The 20,745-nt window shown below is 48.1% G+C and carries 10 protein-coding genes; all 10 read left to right on the plus strand.

Annotated features, from left to right (window positions below; all coding sequences use genetic code 11):
• The first annotated feature begins 325 nt into the window (after positions 1–325).
• The gene (locus MHI14_RS05510; RefSeq protein ID WP_434060088.1) at positions 326–2,155 is read left to right on the plus strand and encodes a sensor histidine kinase; all 1,830 of its coding nucleotides are present in this window, start codon (positions 326–328) and stop codon (positions 2,153–2,155) included.
• Between the two features lies 1 nt (position 2,156).
• Positions 2,157–3,671 (plus strand): response regulator transcription factor, encoded by a 1,515-nt coding sequence (locus tag MHI14_RS05515; protein ID WP_249912841.1) that lies wholly within the window; start codon positions 2,157–2,159, stop codon positions 3,669–3,671.
• 281 nt (positions 3,672–3,952) lie between these two features.
• A complete protein-coding gene (locus MHI14_RS05520) occupies positions 3,953–5,425 on the plus strand; it encodes an ABC transporter substrate-binding protein (RefSeq protein ID WP_036673370.1) in 1,473 nt (490 codons plus the stop codon).
• Positions 5,426–5,502: 77 nt separating this feature from the next.
• On the plus strand, positions 5,503–6,432 hold the full coding sequence (locus MHI14_RS05525) for an ABC transporter permease (protein WP_091037846.1): 930 nt from the start codon (positions 5,503–5,505) through the stop codon (positions 6,430–6,432).
• Positions 6,433–6,455: 23 nt separating this feature from the next.
• Positions 6,456–7,376 (plus strand): carbohydrate ABC transporter permease, encoded by a 921-nt coding sequence (locus MHI14_RS05530; protein ID WP_289390314.1) that lies wholly within the window; start codon positions 6,456–6,458, stop codon positions 7,374–7,376.
• 36 nt (positions 7,377–7,412) lie between these two features.
• Positions 7,413–9,767 carry a glycoside hydrolase family 3 N-terminal domain-containing protein gene (locus MHI14_RS05535; RefSeq protein ID WP_341129984.1) on the plus strand — a complete coding sequence of 785 codons (2,355 nt, stop codon included), beginning with the start codon at positions 7,413–7,415 and terminating at the stop codon, positions 9,765–9,767.
• 4 nt (positions 9,768–9,771) lie between these two features.
• Positions 9,772–12,915: an alpha-mannosidase gene (locus tag MHI14_RS05540; RefSeq protein WP_341129985.1), complete on the plus strand. Its 3,144-nt coding sequence runs from the start codon at positions 9,772–9,774 to the stop codon at positions 12,913–12,915.
• Between the two features lie 295 nt (positions 12,916–13,210).
• Complete coding sequence (locus MHI14_RS05545) at positions 13,211–14,530, plus strand: glycoside hydrolase family 125 protein (RefSeq protein ID WP_341129986.1); 1,320 nt, start codon at positions 13,211–13,213, stop codon at positions 14,528–14,530.
• Entirely contained in the window at positions 14,527–17,706 is a 3,180-nt protein-coding gene (locus MHI14_RS05550) for a beta-galactosidase (protein WP_341129987.1), read from the plus strand. The genes MHI14_RS05545 and MHI14_RS05550 overlap by 4 nt, the downstream gene beginning before the upstream one ends.
• Complete coding sequence (locus tag MHI14_RS05555; protein WP_341129988.1) at positions 17,703–20,486, plus strand: alpha-mannosidase; 2,784 nt, start codon at positions 17,703–17,705, stop codon at positions 20,484–20,486. Before MHI14_RS05550 ends, MHI14_RS05555 begins: the two co-directional genes overlap by 4 nt.
• Positions 20,487–20,745 lie beyond the last annotated feature (259 nt).

Consider the following 20,745-nt stretch of genomic DNA (forward strand, 5'->3'; position numbering starts at 1 on the left):
CTAGTACAAACTAAAGAAAAGTTCCAGGTGACAAGTTAATGTCAGAAGCCTGATGATATAATTCTATATAGTTAAACTAATCATTTACACGAAAAAGGAGAGGACAGAAAAAACTGGAAAAGCGAAGCGTTCGCCTAAAAGCTTTCTGAAAGAAAGCTGCATCGGAAGCATACGCTATCACCGGATTTTCCCTTGGGAGAAGAGAATCAAAGAAATCTGGGGATAACAGCGATTGGAAGGTTATTCTGTCATCGTAGTGTCAGTGTTAATAATCTTTAGTTCTACTTATATAGTCAGGAATACAGCATCGGAGGGAACATGCGACTTGAAAATTGTTAGCGTTTACAATAATTTCTTTAAAAATAATATGTTTATGAAAATGCTCCTGATTTTCTCGATGATATCCATTGTCACGATCATTACATTGTCTTATATCATCTTCCTGTCAGTGTCCGACTCCACGATTCGCCGGGAACTGGCGATCCAGAAAGCGGCGATGGAACATGTGGATCGATACATTCATCAGCAGTATGAATCGGTACAGAATATGGTGAGGGATATGCATCAGAATGAGGCACTGTCCGCCAACATTACTTATCTGATGAATCATTCGTACGCTGAATATGTTCAGCACATGACCAATGGATATTATGCTAATCAGGATGACTATTCGGCCGATGTGTTAAAACATTTTCAGAACATTATGGATCGTAATTCGCAGATCAACCAACTCATGTTGTATAGCGCTGAGCAGCAGGATCTGTCTACCTTTAATCAACATAAGCAGTTCCGCAAGCTGGACGCCAATGTGGCTCATTCCTATATTCCGGACGTGATGGCGATGGAAACGCCCAATATCAGTGCACCCAATTACTGGATTCGCAAAGAGATTAATCAATGGGACCCTGCGCTCTACTCCATCCGCGTACCAATTAACAATACACAGACTCTTCGGAATCAGGGCCAATTTCTTGTCTTCTTTGACTCGGAGGGAATCGGTAACGCGCTGGATAACTACGAGAGTAACCTCAAGGGAGAAATCGTGGTGTTATCGGCGAAAGGGACAGTGTTATTTGACTCCAACAATCATTATTACGGGAAGAAGTATCCCTACGTGAATGTGGCCGATTCCCTGTTTGATCAGACGGATATGGATTCGATGAAAAAGGAGCAGAACATGTATGTGAACAAGTTTGTCTCCGCGGATCAGGGTTATGTGGTCATTGGCACCGTTCCGGTAGAAGAGATGGCTGAAACCTATGCGGGCATTCGCAATACCATCATCTCGATCAGTATTGTGTGTATTTTATTTGCTGTGCTGGTTCCGGCGTTTTTCATTATTAACTTTGCCAAACGAACCCGTCGAATTATCCGCTTTACGCAGAAAGTGAAATACGGCAACTTGACGGCTCGCATCGACGATCCGCGAGATGATGAACTGGGGCAGATCTCCCATAGCTTCAACGACATGCTGGATGAGCTGAATCTGTATATTGAACGAGTCTACAAAGCCGAGATCAAACAGAAGGAGACCGAGCTGGTCGCATTACAGGCGCGCATCAACCCTCATTTTCTCTACAATACGCTTGAAGTGATTCGGATGAGGGCGATATCCCAGGGGGCGAGAGATGTTGGCGAGATGATCTATAGTTTATCCGTATTGTTCAAGAGCCTGGTACAGCAGAAGAAAAATTATACGCTGAAGGATGAGATGGAAGCTTGTCGCTTGTATCTGGAGTTATTCCGAATCCGCTACAAGGATATTTTCATATATACGATCCAGATCGATGCTGCTTATTATCAACACCCTGTGGTGAAACTTTCGCTGCAACCCATCATTGAGAATTATGTCGTACATGGCATTCAGACAGAACGTTCGGATAACCGATTATCAATTGTTGTGGAAGAAACAGATGATGTGGTGCAAGTGGAAGTCAGAGATAATGGCAAAGGCATTGATCCAGCACGCCTGACGGAAATCCTTGAAGAACTGGAACGTCCTGAAGAGTCTGGTCAGATGTTCGGGCTGCGCAGTGTCCATAGTCGATTGCGCTTCCTGTATGGGCCAGAGTTCGGTATCACCATAGAGAGCACCCTCGGAGAAGGAACACGGATCAGGGTGCGTTATCCACATACAGAAGGGACAGGTGTTTAACATGTACAAGGTGTTTATTGTGGACGATGAGCCATTCATCATTGAAGGTTTATACGATATTGTGGATTGGTCTTCATTTGATATGGAAATTGTGAGCCATGCAGGTAATGGGCAAGCAGCTTTACAAGCGCTCTCTTCTCAGCCTGTGGACATTCTGATCACAGATATATCCATGCCACTCATGAATGGTCTCGATCTGATTCGGGAAGCAAGGCGAGTGCAGCCTGAGATTAAGGTCATTATCCTGAGTGGTTTCAATGAGTTCGAATATCTGAAGGAAGGTATGCAGCTGGGGATCGAAAATTATCTGCTCAAACCGATTAATGTGGAGGAACTGGAATCCACGCTGAGCAACACCGCGTCCAAGCTGGATCATACGGTATCACCTCAAGCCGATGATGCGTATGGCATCCAGATTCTGAAAGATAACATTCTTCATCGATGGCTTACGGGACAGATTGCAGCTACCGAATTTGAAGAACGTGCCCAGTTTATGAACCTTTCGTTGGATGCACCGGACGTTGCTGTGGCCATTCTACGTGACAAAGGGCAAGTACCCGGCATGTTTGAACGTGTAGAAGAGATGCTTAGAGACAAACGCCATCTGAACGTATTTCATGATATCGATGGAGACATCGTCATTATTGCCAATATTCAGGGTACGAGTGACGAGGAACAGAAGTTGATGGATGGCCTGCAGGCATTATCTGATGAGATAACCGTAACCCATCCGGCGGTGCGCATTGGAGCAGGCAGAATGATGAAAGGGCTGTACCATGCGCCGACCAGTTATGCCGAGGCCAAAAAAGCACTCCAGTATGTGATGATCTATCCCGACCTTAAAGTCATCGACCATGGCATACTGGAAAGGTGCGGAAGTTCAACAGCGACCTTTTTCATTGATTGGAGGGAATACGCCAAACTCATTCTGTCCCGCAATACAGAACAACTTGCCGACCGGATTCGTATGGATTTTGAACAGCATCGCGATGGGCTTACGCCTGGGGAGTTACAGAATACCGCACTGGAAGTTGTGATTCGCTTCAAAATGGAACTGGAGAGCATCAAACACTCGGATGAGTCTGCCATATACCAACAAGGGCTTCAACTTGTACTGGACAGTGGTACTTTTGATGAACTCGTGCTGGCGCTTCAGCAGGTTGGGTCCCAGACGATCCAATCCCTATTGCAGGATTTGAAGAATCCAATTGTAAACCAAGTGCTTCAGCATATCGACAAACACTACGCAGAAGAGCTTTCCCTGAAGCTGCTGGGTGCCCACTATCATCTGCATCCGGTGTATTTGGGACAATTGTTCCATAAGGAGACGGGGGAGACGTTTGCCGAATATATCAACAAATACCGGATTGAACGTGCGAAGGAGCAACTACGCAATTCCAATCTGAAGGTACATGAGATCGCCCGAAATGTGGGGTATTGGGAGACGGGGTATTTCTATAAACAGTTCCGCAAATATGTGGGGATTTCACCGACTGATTTCAAGGTGTTTGGTTAATTCGGTGACGGGTAGATCCAACTATGCGGACAGAGAGCCAAGAGACATATCGGGAACAGGAATGGCATGGATGAAAATCATGGCATACGTTACCCGGCATGTCTCTTTCATGTAAGCGATTTATTTAAACAGGTACAAAATAGTTGTCCAAGGATGATTTCTCTTTAATTTGTACCTCGAAAACTTAAGTTTATCTTCTTTTTGTAAATGCTTTCATTCGATAAGGTTAAAGCAGTTAGTAAGTAGAGCCTAAGGGAACACGAAAAGGGAGGATCAAAGAAATGAGTAAACAAAGAAAACGCTTCTCACTCGTTCTTGCATTGTTAATGGCCGTTACACTTGTTCTTAGTGCCTGTGGAGGAAGCAAAGATGCTTCGGAATCCGGGGGAGCTGGAGATGACGCGGTAGAGTTGATCTGGTATACCATCGGTACCCCTCAGAAAGACGTCAACAAAGTGATGGAAGAAGTGAGCAAGTATACCAAAGAGAAAATTAATGCCACGGTAACAATGAAGATGGTTGACTGGGGTGACTACCCGCAGAAGATGCAGGTTAACGTAGCATCCGGTGAGCCAATGGACATTCTGTTCACTTCTTCTGGTGGATTTGATTATGTACAAAATGCCAGAAAAGGTGCATTCCTTGAACTGGATGACCTGCTTGCTGAATACGGTCAGGATCTTACCAAGACCATTGATCCTGCATTCCTCAGCGGTTCCAAGGTAGACGGACACAATTACGGAATTCCAGCCAACAAAGAGCTGCCTCAACAAGAGGTATGGCGCTTTAACCAAATGCTGGTTGATAAATACAAGCTGGACATCTCTGGCGTTCGTACGTTAGACAGTCTGGAGCCTTTACTGAAAACGATCAAGGAAAACGAGGCGAGTGTAACACCATTTGCCATGGATAAAAACTACGTTCCTTACGTGCCATATGATTATGTCATTCAGAATCTGCCAATGGCAATCAAGCTGGATACAACAGACTATAAGCTTGTAAACATACTGGAAACGCCTGAAATGAAAGAAGCACTAACCACGATGCACAAGTACTACAAAGCCGGTTATGTATCGGCAGAAGCGGCAACAACAGGTTCCACGAACGACCTGACAACATCGGGCAACTGGTTCCTGGATCGTGCACAGACTCAACCGCTCGCGGACAATCAATGGTCTGCAAGTTACGGTTATCAAGTTGTTTCAACACCTGCAAGTGAAGCAATTATAACGAATACATCTGTACAAGGCTCCATTATGGCGATCTCTGCCAACTCGGAATATCCGGAGAAAGCGATGGAGTTCCTGAACCTGCTGAATACAGATCCTGTGCTGCGTAATATGGTGGATTCCGGTATCGAGGGCACACACTACAAAAAAGTGGATGACACGCATATGGAAAATCTGCCTGAATCGAAAAACTACGATATGCCTTCATACTCCCTTGGGAACAACATGCTGCTCTATCTGAACAGCAATGACCCGGATAACAAATGGGATGAGTTCAAGAAGTTCAACGCTGAAGGTGTCAATTCCCCGATCCTCAGCTTTAACTTTGATGCAAGCAATGTATCTGCCGAACTAACGGCGGTACAGAACGTGAAAGAGCAATATTGGGCAGCACTGATGACAGGTACACTGGACCCGGCAGCCAATCTGGATCAAGTGATTGAGAAGTTCAATCAAGCCGGACTGGAGAAAGTAATGGCTGAAGCCCAAAGCCAACTGGATGCCTGGAGAGCGGAAAACAAGTAACGATACATCGTAAGGATCGGGCGGCTGATTATCGCGTCCGGTCCTTTTTCATTCAAGCCTGAAGGAGGATCTCCACAATGACTACATTTTTGAAAAACCTGATTAGAAACCGAGTCATGTTGCTCATGGTACTGCCAGGCGCCATCTGGTTCTTCTTCTTCTCCTACTTGCCACTCGTGGGCACCGTGGCTGCCTTTAAGGAATATCGATTCAGCCGCGAAGGGTTCTGGGCAAGTCTGATGAAGAGTGAATGGGTAGGCTGGGACAATTTCAAATTCCTGTTCAGCACAAGTGACGCATGGCTCATTACACGCAACACGCTCTTTTATAACATCGCCATTATCTTCCTGGGACTGGTATTTGCTGTGGCATTGGCAATCCTGCTCTCGGAACTAGTGAATAAACGACTCGCCAAACTGTATCAAACCGGTATGTTTCTGCCGTATTTTCTATCCTGGGTTATTGTTGGTTACTTCGCATTCAGCTTCTTGAGCATGGACCGCGGGATGTTGAATCAGATTATCGGCTGGTTTGGGATGGAACCAATTCAGTGGTACTCCGAGGCGAAATATTGGCCGTATATTCTGGTATTCGTAGCGTTATGGAAAACCATCGGTTATAGCAGCGTTGTCTATCTGGCTTCCATTCTGGGGATTGATAAATCACTGTATGAAGCAGCCATGATTGATGGAGCAAGCAAATGGCAGCAGATTCGCAACATTACGATTCCGCTGCTGTCGCCGATCATCACGATTATGACCTTGCTGGCCGTAGGCCGCATTTTCTATGCCGACTTTGGACTGTTCTATCAGGTGCCAAGGGATTCGGGTACGCTTTATTCCGTGACAAATGTTATTGATACGTATGTATATCGTGGTTTGAAAACTAGTGGTGAGATCGGCATGAGTACAGCAGCGGGATTGTATCAATCCGTAGTGGGCTTTGTTCTTGTTATTATCTCCAACTATGTTGTTCGCAAAATCGATAAAGATAGCAGCCTATTCTAGGACAGGGAAAGGAGTGAACCACTATGGCTCAAGCAAGGCTCGTTAAAAAACGCGACTTCCATCATGTATCCAACGGATGGAACGTGATCATGAACATCATCGCCGGTCTATTTGCTCTGATCTGTGTATTTCCTTTTGTATTTGTAGTCATTATCTCGTTTACGGACGAGAAAGCACTGGCCCGTGATGGGTATCGTCTGATTCCGGCAGAATGGAGTCTCGCGGCATATCAGTTTGTCTGGCAGAGTGGGGACACGCTGCTGCGGGCGTATGGAGTGACCATTCTGGTGACGGTACTCGGTACCATCATCAGTCTGATTCTCATGTCGCTGTATGCGTATGCGATTTCACGCAAGAGCTTCCGATATCGGAGATTTTTCTCCATCTTTGCGATTCTGACCATGTTGTTCAACGGCGGGATGATTCCAACCTATATGGTCGTATCCCAGCTGCTTGGGTTGAAAGATACGTTATGGGCACTGATTCTGCCGCTGGCGATGAATGCCTTCTATATTATGATCCTGCGTACATTCTACTCCACTAGTGTGCCGGATGCAGTCATTGAATCGGCCAAAATTGATGGCGCCGGTGAGTTTTATACCTTTATGAAAATCGTGATTCCACTCTCCTTGCCGGGACTTGCAACCATCGGGTTGTTCAGTACACTCGGTTACTGGAATGATTGGTTCAATGCGCTATTATACATCGATAATCCGAATCTGGTACCGCTGCAATCCATGTTAATGCGGATTGAGTCGAGTATCCAGTTTATCCAGCAGAACTCTGCTAACAGTTCGATGAGTCTGGCAGCCATGCAGTCCATTCCGCAGGATACGTCCCGAATGGCGATGGTTGTGCTTGCTACGTTGCCGATTATATTCGCTTATCCGTTCTTCCAGCGTTATTTCGTACAGGGTCTGACGGTGGGCGCGGTCAAAGAATAACCGGATCACGTTATAGGATTGGAGAGATGCAGATTGATGACTTACAAGGACCAAAGCAAATCCGTAGAGGAACGGGTACAACACCTGCTTAGCCTGATGACTACGGAAGAAAAGGTAGGCCAACTTACTCAGCCATTTGGCTGGCAGACCTATACGAATGATCAAGGGAACATTACGTTAAATGAATCCTTTAAGCAGCAAGTGGAAAATGGGGGCATCGGCTCCCTTTACGGTGCGCTTCGGGCAGATCCGTGGACTGGCGTTACGCTGGAAAATGGACTATCCGCCAGAGAAGGCGCTGAGGCGGTTAATCTGATTCAACGTTATGCGGTAGAGCATTCCAGACTGGGGATTCCCATCCTGATTGGGGAAGAGTGCTCGCATGGTCATATGGCCATTGACGGAACGGTCTATCCTGTCCCCCTTTTACTGGGGAGCACCTGGAATGTGGATCTGTATCGGGAGATGTGCAAGGCAGTAGCAAGGGAGACACGTGCCCAAGGTGGTGCGGTCACCTATTCTCCGGTACTGGATGTTGTGCGTGATCCGCGCTGGGGACGTACCGAGGAATGTTTCGGTGAAGATCCGTTTCTCATTGGAGAACTGGCAGTTGCTTCCGTGGAAGGGCTTCAGGGTGAAAGTCTGGACCGTGGAGATACAGTGGCGGCAACGCTGAAACATTTTGTTGGTTACGGCAGCTCCGAAGGTGGACGTAATGCAGGGCCTGTACATATGGGCTGGCGTGAACTGCTGGAAGTGGATCTGTATCCATTCCGCAAAGCGGTGGAAGCTGGCGCGGCGTCGATCATGCCGGCGTATAACGAAATTGATGGCACACCTTGTACGGTAAATACGGAATTGTTGGAAGATGTTTTGCGTAAAGATTGGGGCTTTGACGGTCTGGTCATTACGGATTGTGGTGCGATCAACATGCTGGCAAGTGGGCATGATGTCGCAGCAGATGGAATGGAAGCTTCCGTACAGGCGATTGAAGCAGGCATCGATATGGAGATGTCCGGTGAGATGTTTGGGCAATATCTGGTGCAGGCGTTAACAGAAGGCAAGCTTGATGTGCAGGTTCTGGATCAGGCTGTCTCTCGCGTGCTGGCGTTGAAGTTCAGACTGGGCTTATTCGAACAGCCTTACGTGGATGCCGATCGTGCAGCAGAAGTCATTGGCAGTGAAGCGCATGTTCAGCTGGCACGACAGTTGGCTGCGGAAGGCGTTGTACTTCTCAAAAATGAGGCTGAAACGCTACCTCTATCGATAGCAAATGTGGGTCGGATTGCCGTCATTGGTCCCAATGCGGATCAGGCCTACAATCAACTGGGTGATTACACATCTCCGCAACCGAAGTCGAAAGTGGCGACGGTACTTGATGGGATTCGCAGTAAGCTGGCTAGTCATGTGGATGGGCGAACGGAGAAGAGTTCTGTTGGTCCTTTGACTGGTGACAGCAGCACAGATCAGGTTCTATATGCACCAGGCTGCCGGATTAAAGGGGATTCAAAAGAAGGATTTGAGCGTGCAATCGAAATAGCCAGCCAAGCGGATACGGTCATTATGGTGGTTGGCGGTTCCAGTGCACGTGACTTTGGAGAAGGAACGATTGATCTGAAGACGGGTGCTTCCAATGTGTCCGATAACTCCTGGAATGATATGGAGTGTGGCGAAGGGATCGACAGGATGACGTTGGGTCTTGCCGGAGTACAGCTGGAGCTCATTCAGGAGATTCACAAGCTCGGCAAGAAACTTGTCGTTGTTTACATTAACGGTCGTCCCATCACTGAACCTTGGGTGGATGAACATGCACATGCAATTCTGGAGGCGTGGTATCCGGGTCAAGAGGGCGGGCATGCCATTGCAGATATTTTATTCGGTGATGTGAATCCATCGGGTAAATTGACGATCTCCATTCCGAAGCATGTCGGTCAGTTACCGATCTATTATAACGGCAAACGTTCCCGAGGCAAGCGTTACCTCGAAGAGGATTTGGAGCCACGATATGCATTTGGATACGGACTAAGCTATACCGCGTTTGAGTACAGTGAACCTCAGTTGAGTGATGTGTCCATCACAGCCGGTGATTCAGTTAAGATATCTGTGAATGTGACCAACACCGGCCGTTATGCAGGTGCAGAAGTTGTACAGATGTACATTGCTGACGTGGTCAGCTCACTGACTCGTCCAGCCAAGGAACTGAAGGGGTTTGCAAAAGTGAACCTGGAGCCTGGAGAGACACAGACCGTGGAATTCCAAATCGGAGCCGAACAGTTACAGTATATTGGTCGTGACTTGAAGCCTGTTGTTGAACCGGGAAAATTCCATATTCATATCGGCAGCAGCGTAAACGATACGCAAATGGCCGAACTGACCGTAAGGGAGGCGTAAGATTTTGGAACGTATCAGACGATTTATTCGCGAGTTGTCCGAACATCAGTGGCTGGAGCAATTGCAGCTGCGCAGCTGGGGCATTACCCGCGCTTATTATAATGTGCCAGGACAGTATGAGGATCAGGGTGAGTACCCGGAAGGCCAAGATTTTGATCGTTTTCCGAGCAAACAGGGAACGACTTATTTTTTTAGAACACGTCTGGAGATCCCTGCTACATGGCAGCAAGCACCTTATGGGCTTGTATTTGAAACAGGCGGAGAAGGCTTGCTTCGGGTAAATGGGCACTCTTATCAGGGCCTTGACCGCAATCATACCTACGTCACGCTTGATCCATCCAAAGTCGGAAACGCTCCGGAACTTGAGATTGAGGTGTTTGACCCGGTACCTGAACCTGTAGACCCGTTGAATCAACAGGCGGTTATTCAGCCGCCGATCACATCAATTACGAGCCTGCTGGTGAGACCCAATGAAGCGGTTCGCAGTCTGATGTATACCGTCATTATTGTGCGTGATTCGGCTGTGTTGCTACCGGAAAGTGACTTTCGGCGGGTTCGCCTGTTAGAACTGGTGTATCGTGCGATGGATCAATTTGTAGGCATGTCAGCAGAAGAGATTGAGCAGGGAGGGGGTATTCGTCAGATTGAGAATAATCTGAAGCATCATGTGCGTGAGATTGGCGGCAACGCAGAAGGTCTGGAGCATATGGTGGGACAATCCCATATTGATATTGCCTGGCTGTGGCCTGTACGTGAGACGGTTCGCAAAACGAGCCGTACCTTCTCCACCGTGGATGCACTTATGAATGAATATCCCGACTATGTCTATTCCCAGAGTCAGCCCTTATTATATGCGTTTCTGAAGGAGCATGATCCCGAGCTGTACGCGCGGGTGAAGCAGCGGATTGTAGAAGGCCGCTGGGAACTGGTTGGCGGCATGTGGGTTGAGCCGGATCTGAACATCCCGAGTGGGGAGTCCCTGATACGCCAGATGTTGTATGGTCAGCGGTTCTATATGGAGGAGTTTGGCAAGACGTCACAGATTGAGTGGTTGCCGGATACATTCGGGTACTGTGCCTCCCTGCCGCAGATTTTGAAGCATGGCAATGTGGAGTATTTCATGACAACAAAGCTCGGATGGAATGACACAAATGTGTTCCCATACGATCTCTTCCACTGGGTGGGCATTGACGGTACACCGATCCTGTCCTACCTAAATCATGGTGTCAACGAGCACACACTGCCGAAGGACATTCATGATCACTGGCAGTCCTACCGTGAGAAAGCGGCTCATCCGGAGCATATGCTTCTATACGGACACGGAGATGGCGGCGGTGGGGTAACACGCGAGATGCTGGAGTATGTGGATCGCGCAGACCTGATGGTAGGTCAGCCTGCGAGTCGTTATAGCACAGCTGGAGCTTTCTTTGCCGGAATTGAAAAGGAGCAACCTGTACTTCCGAAGTGGCATGGCGATCTGTATCTGGAGTTACACCGGGGAACCTACACGACACATGCGCGCAATAAGCGCAACAACCGGAAAGCGGAGGTTCTATATCGAGAAGCTGAGCTGTGGAATACACTCGCTCTGCCAGATATGGAGGCGAATACCGAAGTTCAAGTGCGTTCAGCACTGCATGACGGCTGGAAATTAATTTTGCTGAATCAATTCCACGATATTATACCGGGATCGGCGATTACGGAATCCTACGTGACTTCGAATGAGGAATATGTACAGGTTTTTGAATTGGGCAGAACCGGACTGGATCAAGGCGTTTCAGCATTAACAACGGGTATCAACACAGAGGGGCCAGAAGGTTCAGTAGCCTATGTTGTATTCAACAGCTTGGGCTGGAAACGAAGTGCAGTCGTTCAATTGGCTGTGCAGGATGGCTTGGATCGCTACGGCATCGATGAAAAAGGTCAGCGCCTGCGGATGGATCGGGAAGATGGCAGTATGTCTATTCTCGTGACAGACATTCCGGCGTTTGGATATAAAACGATTTGGCTGGTACCGGAAAATACAAGGGAAACGAATGTACGGGAAATGAAGAACCTTGCCACACAACCAACCTTTAATGATACATGGGATACGGCCTTTTATCATGTGCAATTCAACAAACGTGGGGAGATCATCCGCCTGTGGGATAAAACCGCAGAGCGTGAGATGTTGAAGCCGGGTGAACGGGGCAATCAACTTCAATTCTTCCACGATCGTCCAACGCTCTGGGATGCATGGGATATCGACAGTCGTTATGAAGAACAGATTGCTGGCGAAGTGGAACTGTTGGAGAAAAAGCTGGTGCTGGCGGGTACAACGAAGGATATCCTGCGTTTCCACTGGAAGCTTCATCAATCGGTGATTACACAAGATATCGTCTTTTATCATGACTCACGGCGAATTGATTTCCAGACACAGGTGAACTGGAACGAGAATCACAAACTTCTGAAAGTTGGTTTCCCGATTGATGTGGTGACTTCCAAGGCCACATTCGAGATTCCATTTGGCGCACTGGAACGTCCAACACATCGCAACACAAGCTGGGAGCAAGCCCAGTATGAAGTCTGTGGACATCGCTTCGCGGATGTATCCGAATATGGATACGGCGTGAGCCTGCTCAATGATTGCAAATATGGGTACGACGTGCAAGGAAGCACCATTCGTTTGTCCTTGCTGCGAGCACCAAAATGGCCTGATCGCACCGCCGATCTGGGAGAACATGAATTCACCTATTCCCTGTATCCACACGACGGAGACTGGAGAAACGCACATATTGTACGTCAGGCGGCTGAGCTGAATCATGAGGTGACAGTACAGCAGAGCGGAGTTACTGAAGTCGGTTCAACCACAGATGCAACTGCAAATGCGGCACCTGTACGTCCAGCAACAGGCTCCTGGATTAACTTTAATAGTAATCATGTCATTCTGGATACAGTCAAAATGGCAGAGAATGGACAAGGCACCGTGCTGCGTTTCTATGAATCATCAGGCAAACGCGAAACCATCACATTGCAATGGCCACATGCCTTTGAGCAAGCGTACCACTCCAACGCACTGGAAGAACCGATCCAACCACTGGCCCATACCCATGGCCAGATTACACTATCTTTTAAACCTTACCAAATACAAACCGTGCTACTGCGGTAAACTTTTTTGAGATATTTTTGAGCTATACATGTTCAACTAAACATTTACACGATAACGGAGAGGACAGAAAGAATTCGAAGAAGCGAAGCGTTCGCCTCAAAGCTTTCTGAAAGAAAGCTACATCGGAAGCATACGCTATCCCCAGATTTTACCCTTTAGAAAAGGGAAACAAAAAAATCTGGGGATAACAGCGATCGGAAGGTTATTCTGTCATCGTAGTGGTCTAGTGTGAATGTTCTCAGCTTGATCTTTTATAGCTATACCATTCAATTTGTTTAAGGAGTTGCACTCATCCATGGAACAGTTCAGATTACCCAAAATACCCATGCCACCTGTTGCTTTGCCACAATCCATTCAGGTTGTACTCGAAGAAGCAGAACAGAAACTGGCTCACCGACCAAAACTGCTTCAATTATTCAAAAACTGTTTCCCCAACACCATCGAAACAACAACCAAGTTGATGGAGGACGGTACGACTTTTGTCATCACGGGAGATATTCCGGCTTCCTGGCTGCGTGATTCCGTGGAGCAGGTGGTACATTACATTCCGTTTGCAAAAGAAGACGAGGACCTGCAACGCATTATTGGCGGGCTGATCAAACGTCATATCCAATATGTTCACATCGATCCATATGCCAATGCCTTCAATGAGACGGCCAACGACTGGCACTGGAACACCACGGACGAAACCGAGATGTCACCTTGGGTGTGGGAACGCAAATTTGAGATTGACTCATTATGTTTTGTTGTACGCCTGGCCTATTTATATTGGAAGGAAACCGAGCTGACCGACATTTTTGATTCAAGCTTCAAAGCAGCGATGCGTAAAATCGTGGACCTGTTCAAAGTCGAACAGCATCACATGGAACAATCTCCATATCGCTTCACACGCAATAACGGTATTCCAACAGATTCCCTGCGCAATCACGGAAAAGGTATGCCAGTCAACTACACGGGTATGATCTGGTCCGGCTTCCGTTCCAGTGATGATGCGTGTGATTTCCACTACAATATCCCTGGCAACATGTTCGCGGTTGTAGCTCTGCGCCAAATGCAGGAGTTTGCCGAGTGGGTGTTCCGTGATATGGAACTTTTGCAGGAATTGAAGGATCTGGAGCAGGACGTGGATCACGGTATTCAGCTGTACGGGATTTATCGTCATCCGGAATTTGGACCGATCTATGCATACGAGACGGACGGTTATGGCAACCACTGTCTCATGGACGATGCGGGTACACCGGGACTCATGTCCATTCCATATCTGGGTTACGTCACAGCGGATGATCCGATCTACCAGAATACGCGCCGCTTCGCTCTGAGCAAAGAGAACCCGTTCTATTATGAGGGCAAGGTTGCCAAAGGGATCGGTAGCCCGCACACACCACCAGATTACATCTGGCATATGGGATTGTCCATGCAAGGTCTGACTGCGCAGTCTGCCGAGGAGAAACTGGAGATTATTCGCATGCTCGAAGCGACAGATGCAGATACAGGTTATATGCATGAAGGCTTCCACGCCGATGATCCAACGATTTTTACAAGAAAATGGTTTGCATGGTCCAACAGCCTGTTCTCCCAGTTGGTCTATAAATCCATGAAGGATGGCCTGTTATGAGTATCCAACCTAATGATAAAAAGCTGATTATCTTCGCTGATTCTGCGTTTCCAATGGAAGGTGCTTCTCCAACTCATGAGGCTCTGAATACATGGAAAGCAGTAGAAGAGATCACCGTTGTAAACGCCGATGAACTTGCAGAGATTTTGAAGGCCACGGCTGGTGAAGGATGTCTAGTGAATCTGCATGCACCTTATTTCCCAAAATCCGCCTGGACGGAGATTGCAGCTTACTTGCATCAGGGCGGAAGCTTGATCAGTGTGGGGGGCGCACCCTTTAAACGTCCAGTTCGATATGAGAATGGGGCATGGGTTGTAGAGTCCGAGCAGACCGCGTATCATCAGGAACTCTATATTCATGAGGCGTTGAACGTATCTGCTGCCAATGTGCAATCGTACACGTCATCTGAACAGATCCCGCTTCTCACTGGGAAAGAGGGACTGTTCGAGAAGGCAGATACATGGAACCTGGTTCCACATACAACCAAAACAAGTGATCTGCCCCACCAGATGGGTTCATCCGGTCCCATGAGTACGCAGATTTATCCATTACTTCGTGGCATGAGCAAGGATGGACGCAGCATCGCCGCTCCGGTCGTTCTGTGGGAAAACTCCCGCGGGACTTTTGTTGGTTCACGCTGGATGTTTGTGCATCTGCCGCTGACCACCTCATTCTGGACGCAGGATGGCGCTGACGAGATTGTGAAGTGGGCGCAATTCTGTGCGCAAGGTGTAACGGAGTTATCCCTGAAAACAAATTATGCTTCGTATGAGCCAGATGAACGGGCTGTACTTACACTTCAAGGCCAGATTTTACAGCGTGCAGGCAGCAGGCGTACAACGTCTGAGCTGTGGACATTCGACATAACGGTCGAGCATGAGGATCGCACAAGTGGCACGACGGAAACGGTATGGAGCCATCAACTGGAGATGGAACTTTCCGGTGAGCAGCGTTTCGAACGTATACTTCTCCCGGTTTCCATTGAAAGTGGGCTGTATCGGATCGTATGCCAAGCGCAGGCACCTGATGGAGAAGTTCGAACCTTGCGTCAAGGCTTCTGGGGACAGGATGCAGCATTGCTGGCAGAAGGGGAAGTGATTACCCGCAGCAGGGACTATTTTGTAAAAGACGGACGTCCTCTTCCTGTTGTGGGTATGACCTACATGACCTCGGATGTGGCACGGAAATTTTTATTTCTGCCCAATGCGGATGTCTGGGATCGAGACATGGCTCAGATGGCAAAAGCCGGCATCAACTGGATTCGCACGGGAATCTGGACCGCCTATCGCAACATGATGCAGGTGGACGGACATATGGCAGAAGATGTGCTTCGTGCCATTGATGCCTTTATTTTAACGGCGAAACGCCACGGCTTGCAGGTCACATTCACCTTTTTCTCCTTTACACCGGAGACATGGGAAGGCACGAATCCATATTTGGACCCGCAGAGTGTCGAGGCTCAGAAACGTTTTATCCGCAGCATCGTCAGTCGTCACACGCATACAACACATGTGGACTGGGATCTGATTAATGAGCCATCGATGTTCGATCCGGTGCGAATTTTCTCAGCTGGCCCACGCTCGGCGAGGGATTTGTATGAACAGCAGGCTTATATCGCTTGGCTTGAGCAGCGGCATCAGACGATTGAAGCGTTGCAGGAGGCATGGAACATGTCACCGAAGCAGCTCCCCAATTTTGCAGCCGCGGTGATCCCGGAGGCAGAAGAGATTAACTTTGATGTACAGGACATGCACAAGGCCAAAAAAGGAACACGCTGGCTCGATTACTGTCTTTTCTCCATGGAAATGCACAATGTTTGGGCAAGAGAGCTTGTAGGTACGATCAAGGATCTGGTACCGGATCATCTGGTCACCGTGGGGCAGGATGAAGCCCTTGGTGCGCAGCGTCCTTCACCTTTCTTCTATGAACGTGAAGTGGACTACACAACGGTGCATTCCTGGTGGTTGAACGATGATCTGATCTGGGACGGTATTTTCGCCAAAACGCCTCATAAGCCCAATCTCATTCAGGAGACGGGCATCATGTATGTGGAAACCCCGGATGGACGAGCCAAACGTACCGAAGAAGAGCTTCGTGGCATTCTCGAACGCAAGTATGCCTATGCTTTCTCGACAGGCGGCGCTGGAGCGGTGCAATGGATCTGGAACACCAACTTTTATATGGATAACGCCAATGAATCTCATATCGGAGCCCTGCGTGCAGATGGTACGGAGAAACCGGAGGCGGATGTTTCTTATGATTTTGGCCGATTCATGCATGGCATTCGTGATCTCTTTGAAGACCGTGAGCTGGAGGATATTGCAGTGGTGTTCCCATACTCCAATGACTTCTCCAACCGTGCCCTAGCCTATGATGCCACAACAAAGCTTACTCGAGTGATGTCCTATGATCTGAAACTGCCGTTCCGTGCGTTATCCGAGTATCATCTGGAAGCGCTGGAGCAGCTGCCACCGAAACTGATTATCGTGCCGAGTCCGCACAATATGGACAGCGACGCACTTCAACAATTGCTCACGTTTGCGGAGAAGGAAGGTACTAGTTTGCTCATCACTGGACCACTGGGGCTGGATGCATACTGGAAGGCAACTGACCGGGCAGATCATATCGTAGGCAAACGCAGTCTGGGTAACGTGCAGCGAGAAGAACTGCTGAGTATTAATGGCGTGAATCACCGGGTGACCTATGGACGGCGTCGTATCGCCGAGGTGGCGAAGGAGACTTTGCTTCACAGGGATAATGTTACACCAGATGAAGTACACGTTCTGCCTTTGGGCAAAGGGAAATTAATCTGGACCCCACTGCCGCTTGAGTTGAACGGACGGGATGAGCCACTTGCTGAATTATATCGTTATGCAACCGAAATTTCGGGCATCGAACAGGAGTTGGAATGGATATCTGGCGGAGATATCGCAGGGATCTACGGCCGGAAGCTGAGTTTTCCAAAAGGGAATCTGTATGTATTTGTATCGGAATTTTCCTTGAACCATGAAGTTCATGTGAGAGATCAACGTACAAGTGTATCGTACTCGTTCCAATTGGAGAAAAATTGTTCGGTGCTGTTTGCCACAGATGTTTCCGGAAAGCTGACTGCGGTGTATCGCCCTGATGAGGTTGAGATTGTACAACAAGAGGAAAGAGGTGGGATCACACAATGACCAAGAAAAAGAGAGCACATATTATTTCGCATACCCACTGGGATCGGGAATGGTACTTGCCGTATGAGAAGCATCATATGCGTCTTATTCAGCTCGTCGATTCACTGTTGGATCAGCTTGATGAGGGATCAGACTATAAAAGCTTTTATTTGGATGGACAAACGATCATCATCGATGACTATCTTCAGGTTCGACCGGAGCAGAAGGAACGACTGGAGAAACATATCCGCAATGGGCGGATTGTGATTGGACCATGGTACATTTTGCAGGATGCGTTTCTGACGAGCGGAGAAGCCAATGTGCGCAACATGCAGGTTGGACATAAGGACGCCAAACGTTACGGCACCCCTTCGAAAATTGGTTACTTTCCCGATACATTTGGATTGGTCGGACAGACTCCGCAGCTGATGCAGCAATCGGGCATAGATAATGTGTTTTTTGGACGTGGTGTGAAGCCTACGGGATTTAATAATACGGTCTCGGATGCCGGATATGAATCAAGCTTCTCGGAGCTGATGTGGGAAGGACCAGACGGATCAAAAGTGCTCGGCGTATTGTTTGCCAACTGGTACTCCAACGGGAATGAAGTTCCAGTAGACGAGGAATCGGCCCGCAAGTTCTGGGAAACCAAGCTGGCAGATGCGGAGAAATATGCATCAACGAATGAGTTGTTGTACATGAATGGATGTGATCACCAGCCGATTCAGCGAGACCTGCCAGAAGCGATTCGCATGGCTGAACAATTACATCCCGATATCGAGTTCATTCACTCCAATTTTCCGGATTATCTGGAAGCTTTGAGAGCATCGTCTGAACATGAACTTTCCACGGTCAAAGGCGAACTGCGCAGCCAACGTACCGATGGCTGGGGAACCCTGGTGAACACCGCCTCGGCTCGTGTGTATCTGAAACAGATGAACCAGCTGGGCCAGACCATGCTGGAAAAAGTGGCTGAACCCCTGGCATCCTACGCCTATCTGCTTGGACATGCCTATCCACATGATCAACTGACGTATGCCTGGAAAACGCTGATGCAGAATCACCCGCATGACAGCATCTGTGGATGCAGTGTGGATGAGGTGCACCGCGAGATGGTGACACGGTTTGATAAGAGCCGTCATGTAGCAGAGGCTTTAATTGAAGAGAGCACCAGCCAGATTGCTACAGCCGTGGATACCTCCATATTTGAGCGTTACGGTGAGGGGGCTCGGCCTGTTGTGGTGTTTAATACAACGGGTTGGGAACGAAGCGGTGTAGTTCAGATGGAACTGGACGCGGCTCGGTTGTATTTCCGGGATGGATATACATTGGAAGAGATGGCGGCACAGATGAAAGCCGTTGAACTGTCAGATCGCATACTTGTAGATGAAGATGGTAACCACATTCCATGTACGGTGGAGGATCTGGGTCTGCAATTTGGCTATGATCTGCCAGATGATCGCTTCCGTCAGCCGTATAGCTGTCGGCGCGTTCGTATTCGTTTTGAAACAGAGAATGTAGCTGCATTTGGCCTGAAAACCTATGCATTGATCAACTTTGCGGATGGTGCTAAGCGTGGTACTCCGTCGAAAACGACTACGCTGTTGCGTGGTGAACGTGGAATGGAAAATCAACATTTGATCGTCACGATTGCAGACAACGGTTCATTCACACTCACAGACAAACGAACAGGCCGGACTTACAAGGACCTTGGCGTGTACGAAAATGTGGGCGATATCGGTAATGAATACATGTTCAAGCAACCAGAGGATGAAGTAGCATTGACAACACAAGCGCTTCAGGCCGAGATTCGAATCCTTGAGGATACATCATACTCTGCCTCGTTCGAAGTGATTCATCAATGGGAGATACCGGAGTCTGCGGATGAGATGCTGGATCAGGAACAGCGAGAACTGATTTATTATCCACATCGCAAAGCCCAGCGTTCAACTAAAATGATTCCGCTCCAGATTCGCACGGTTGTATCCCTCAGTCGTAATGGAAAAGGAGTACAAATGGAAACAACCTTCAACAATCAGGCGAAGGATCATCGGGTGCGTGCTCTTTTCCCAACGGATCTTGTATCTGCTGTTCATCATGTGGATTCCATGTTCGAAATTGCAACACGTGATAACACGCCTGCACCGGAGTGGCAAAATCCAAGCAATACACAGCATCAACAGAGTTTTGTAGATGTAAGTGAACAAAACGCAGGATTGGTCGTTGCCAATCTGGGCCTGAATGAATATGAAGTCCTTCAGGATGGCCGCAATACCATCGCCGTAACGCTGCTTCGTGCTGTGGGCGAACTTGGAGACTGGGGCTTGTTCCCGACACCTGAAGCACAATGCCTTGGTGAACATACGTTTAAAATCGAGATCATTCCGCATGATGGAAATGGTGCAGCGTCAGGTGCATATATCGAGGCGTATCAGTTCCAGGTTCCGTGGACTTTGGCACAGACTGAAGTACACCCGGGTTATCTGACACCTAGTAACACACCGTTTGCATGGCAAGGGGACGGCTTGGCGTTTTCCTCCCTCAAGGTAAATGAGGATTCCGGCGATGTCATGCTTCGCTGGTTCAATATGACCACTGACTCTGCCACGTTGAAGCTTGCTGCATCACAGGCGAATCCACAGCCATTCGAAACGGCATACAAGAGCAACATCCTGGAGGAAGAGGGCGAGATGCTTCATGCCCACAACATAGAAGAGGCGTCGACATTATCATTTGCCAGCAAGGAATGGAACATACAGACAAGTTCATGCGAGATCGTTACTGTCGGCTTGCGCCGCTGATAAAAGTTGTTTAAAGAGTTGAAAAACAGACTTTTGAACACACGCTAAAAGGTACAGGACTGGAAGTGTACTATACACTAGACATTACGTACGGTGGCGGAAGGGTTACGCTATTTACCAGATGTATCTGTTGAGTTATTGGTTGTTTTTCTATAGAATGAACAGTAGAATTGCTAATGATCGAAAGTACCTATGCCATCAAGATGGTCGCAGGTACACTTCATTGTTCATTCTATATTGAAACATTAAGGGGGCTTGA

The sequence above is a fragment of the Paenibacillus sp. FSL K6-2393 genome, assembly GCF_038002545.1.
Taxonomy (GTDB): domain Bacteria; phylum Bacillota; class Bacilli; order Paenibacillales; family Paenibacillaceae; genus Paenibacillus.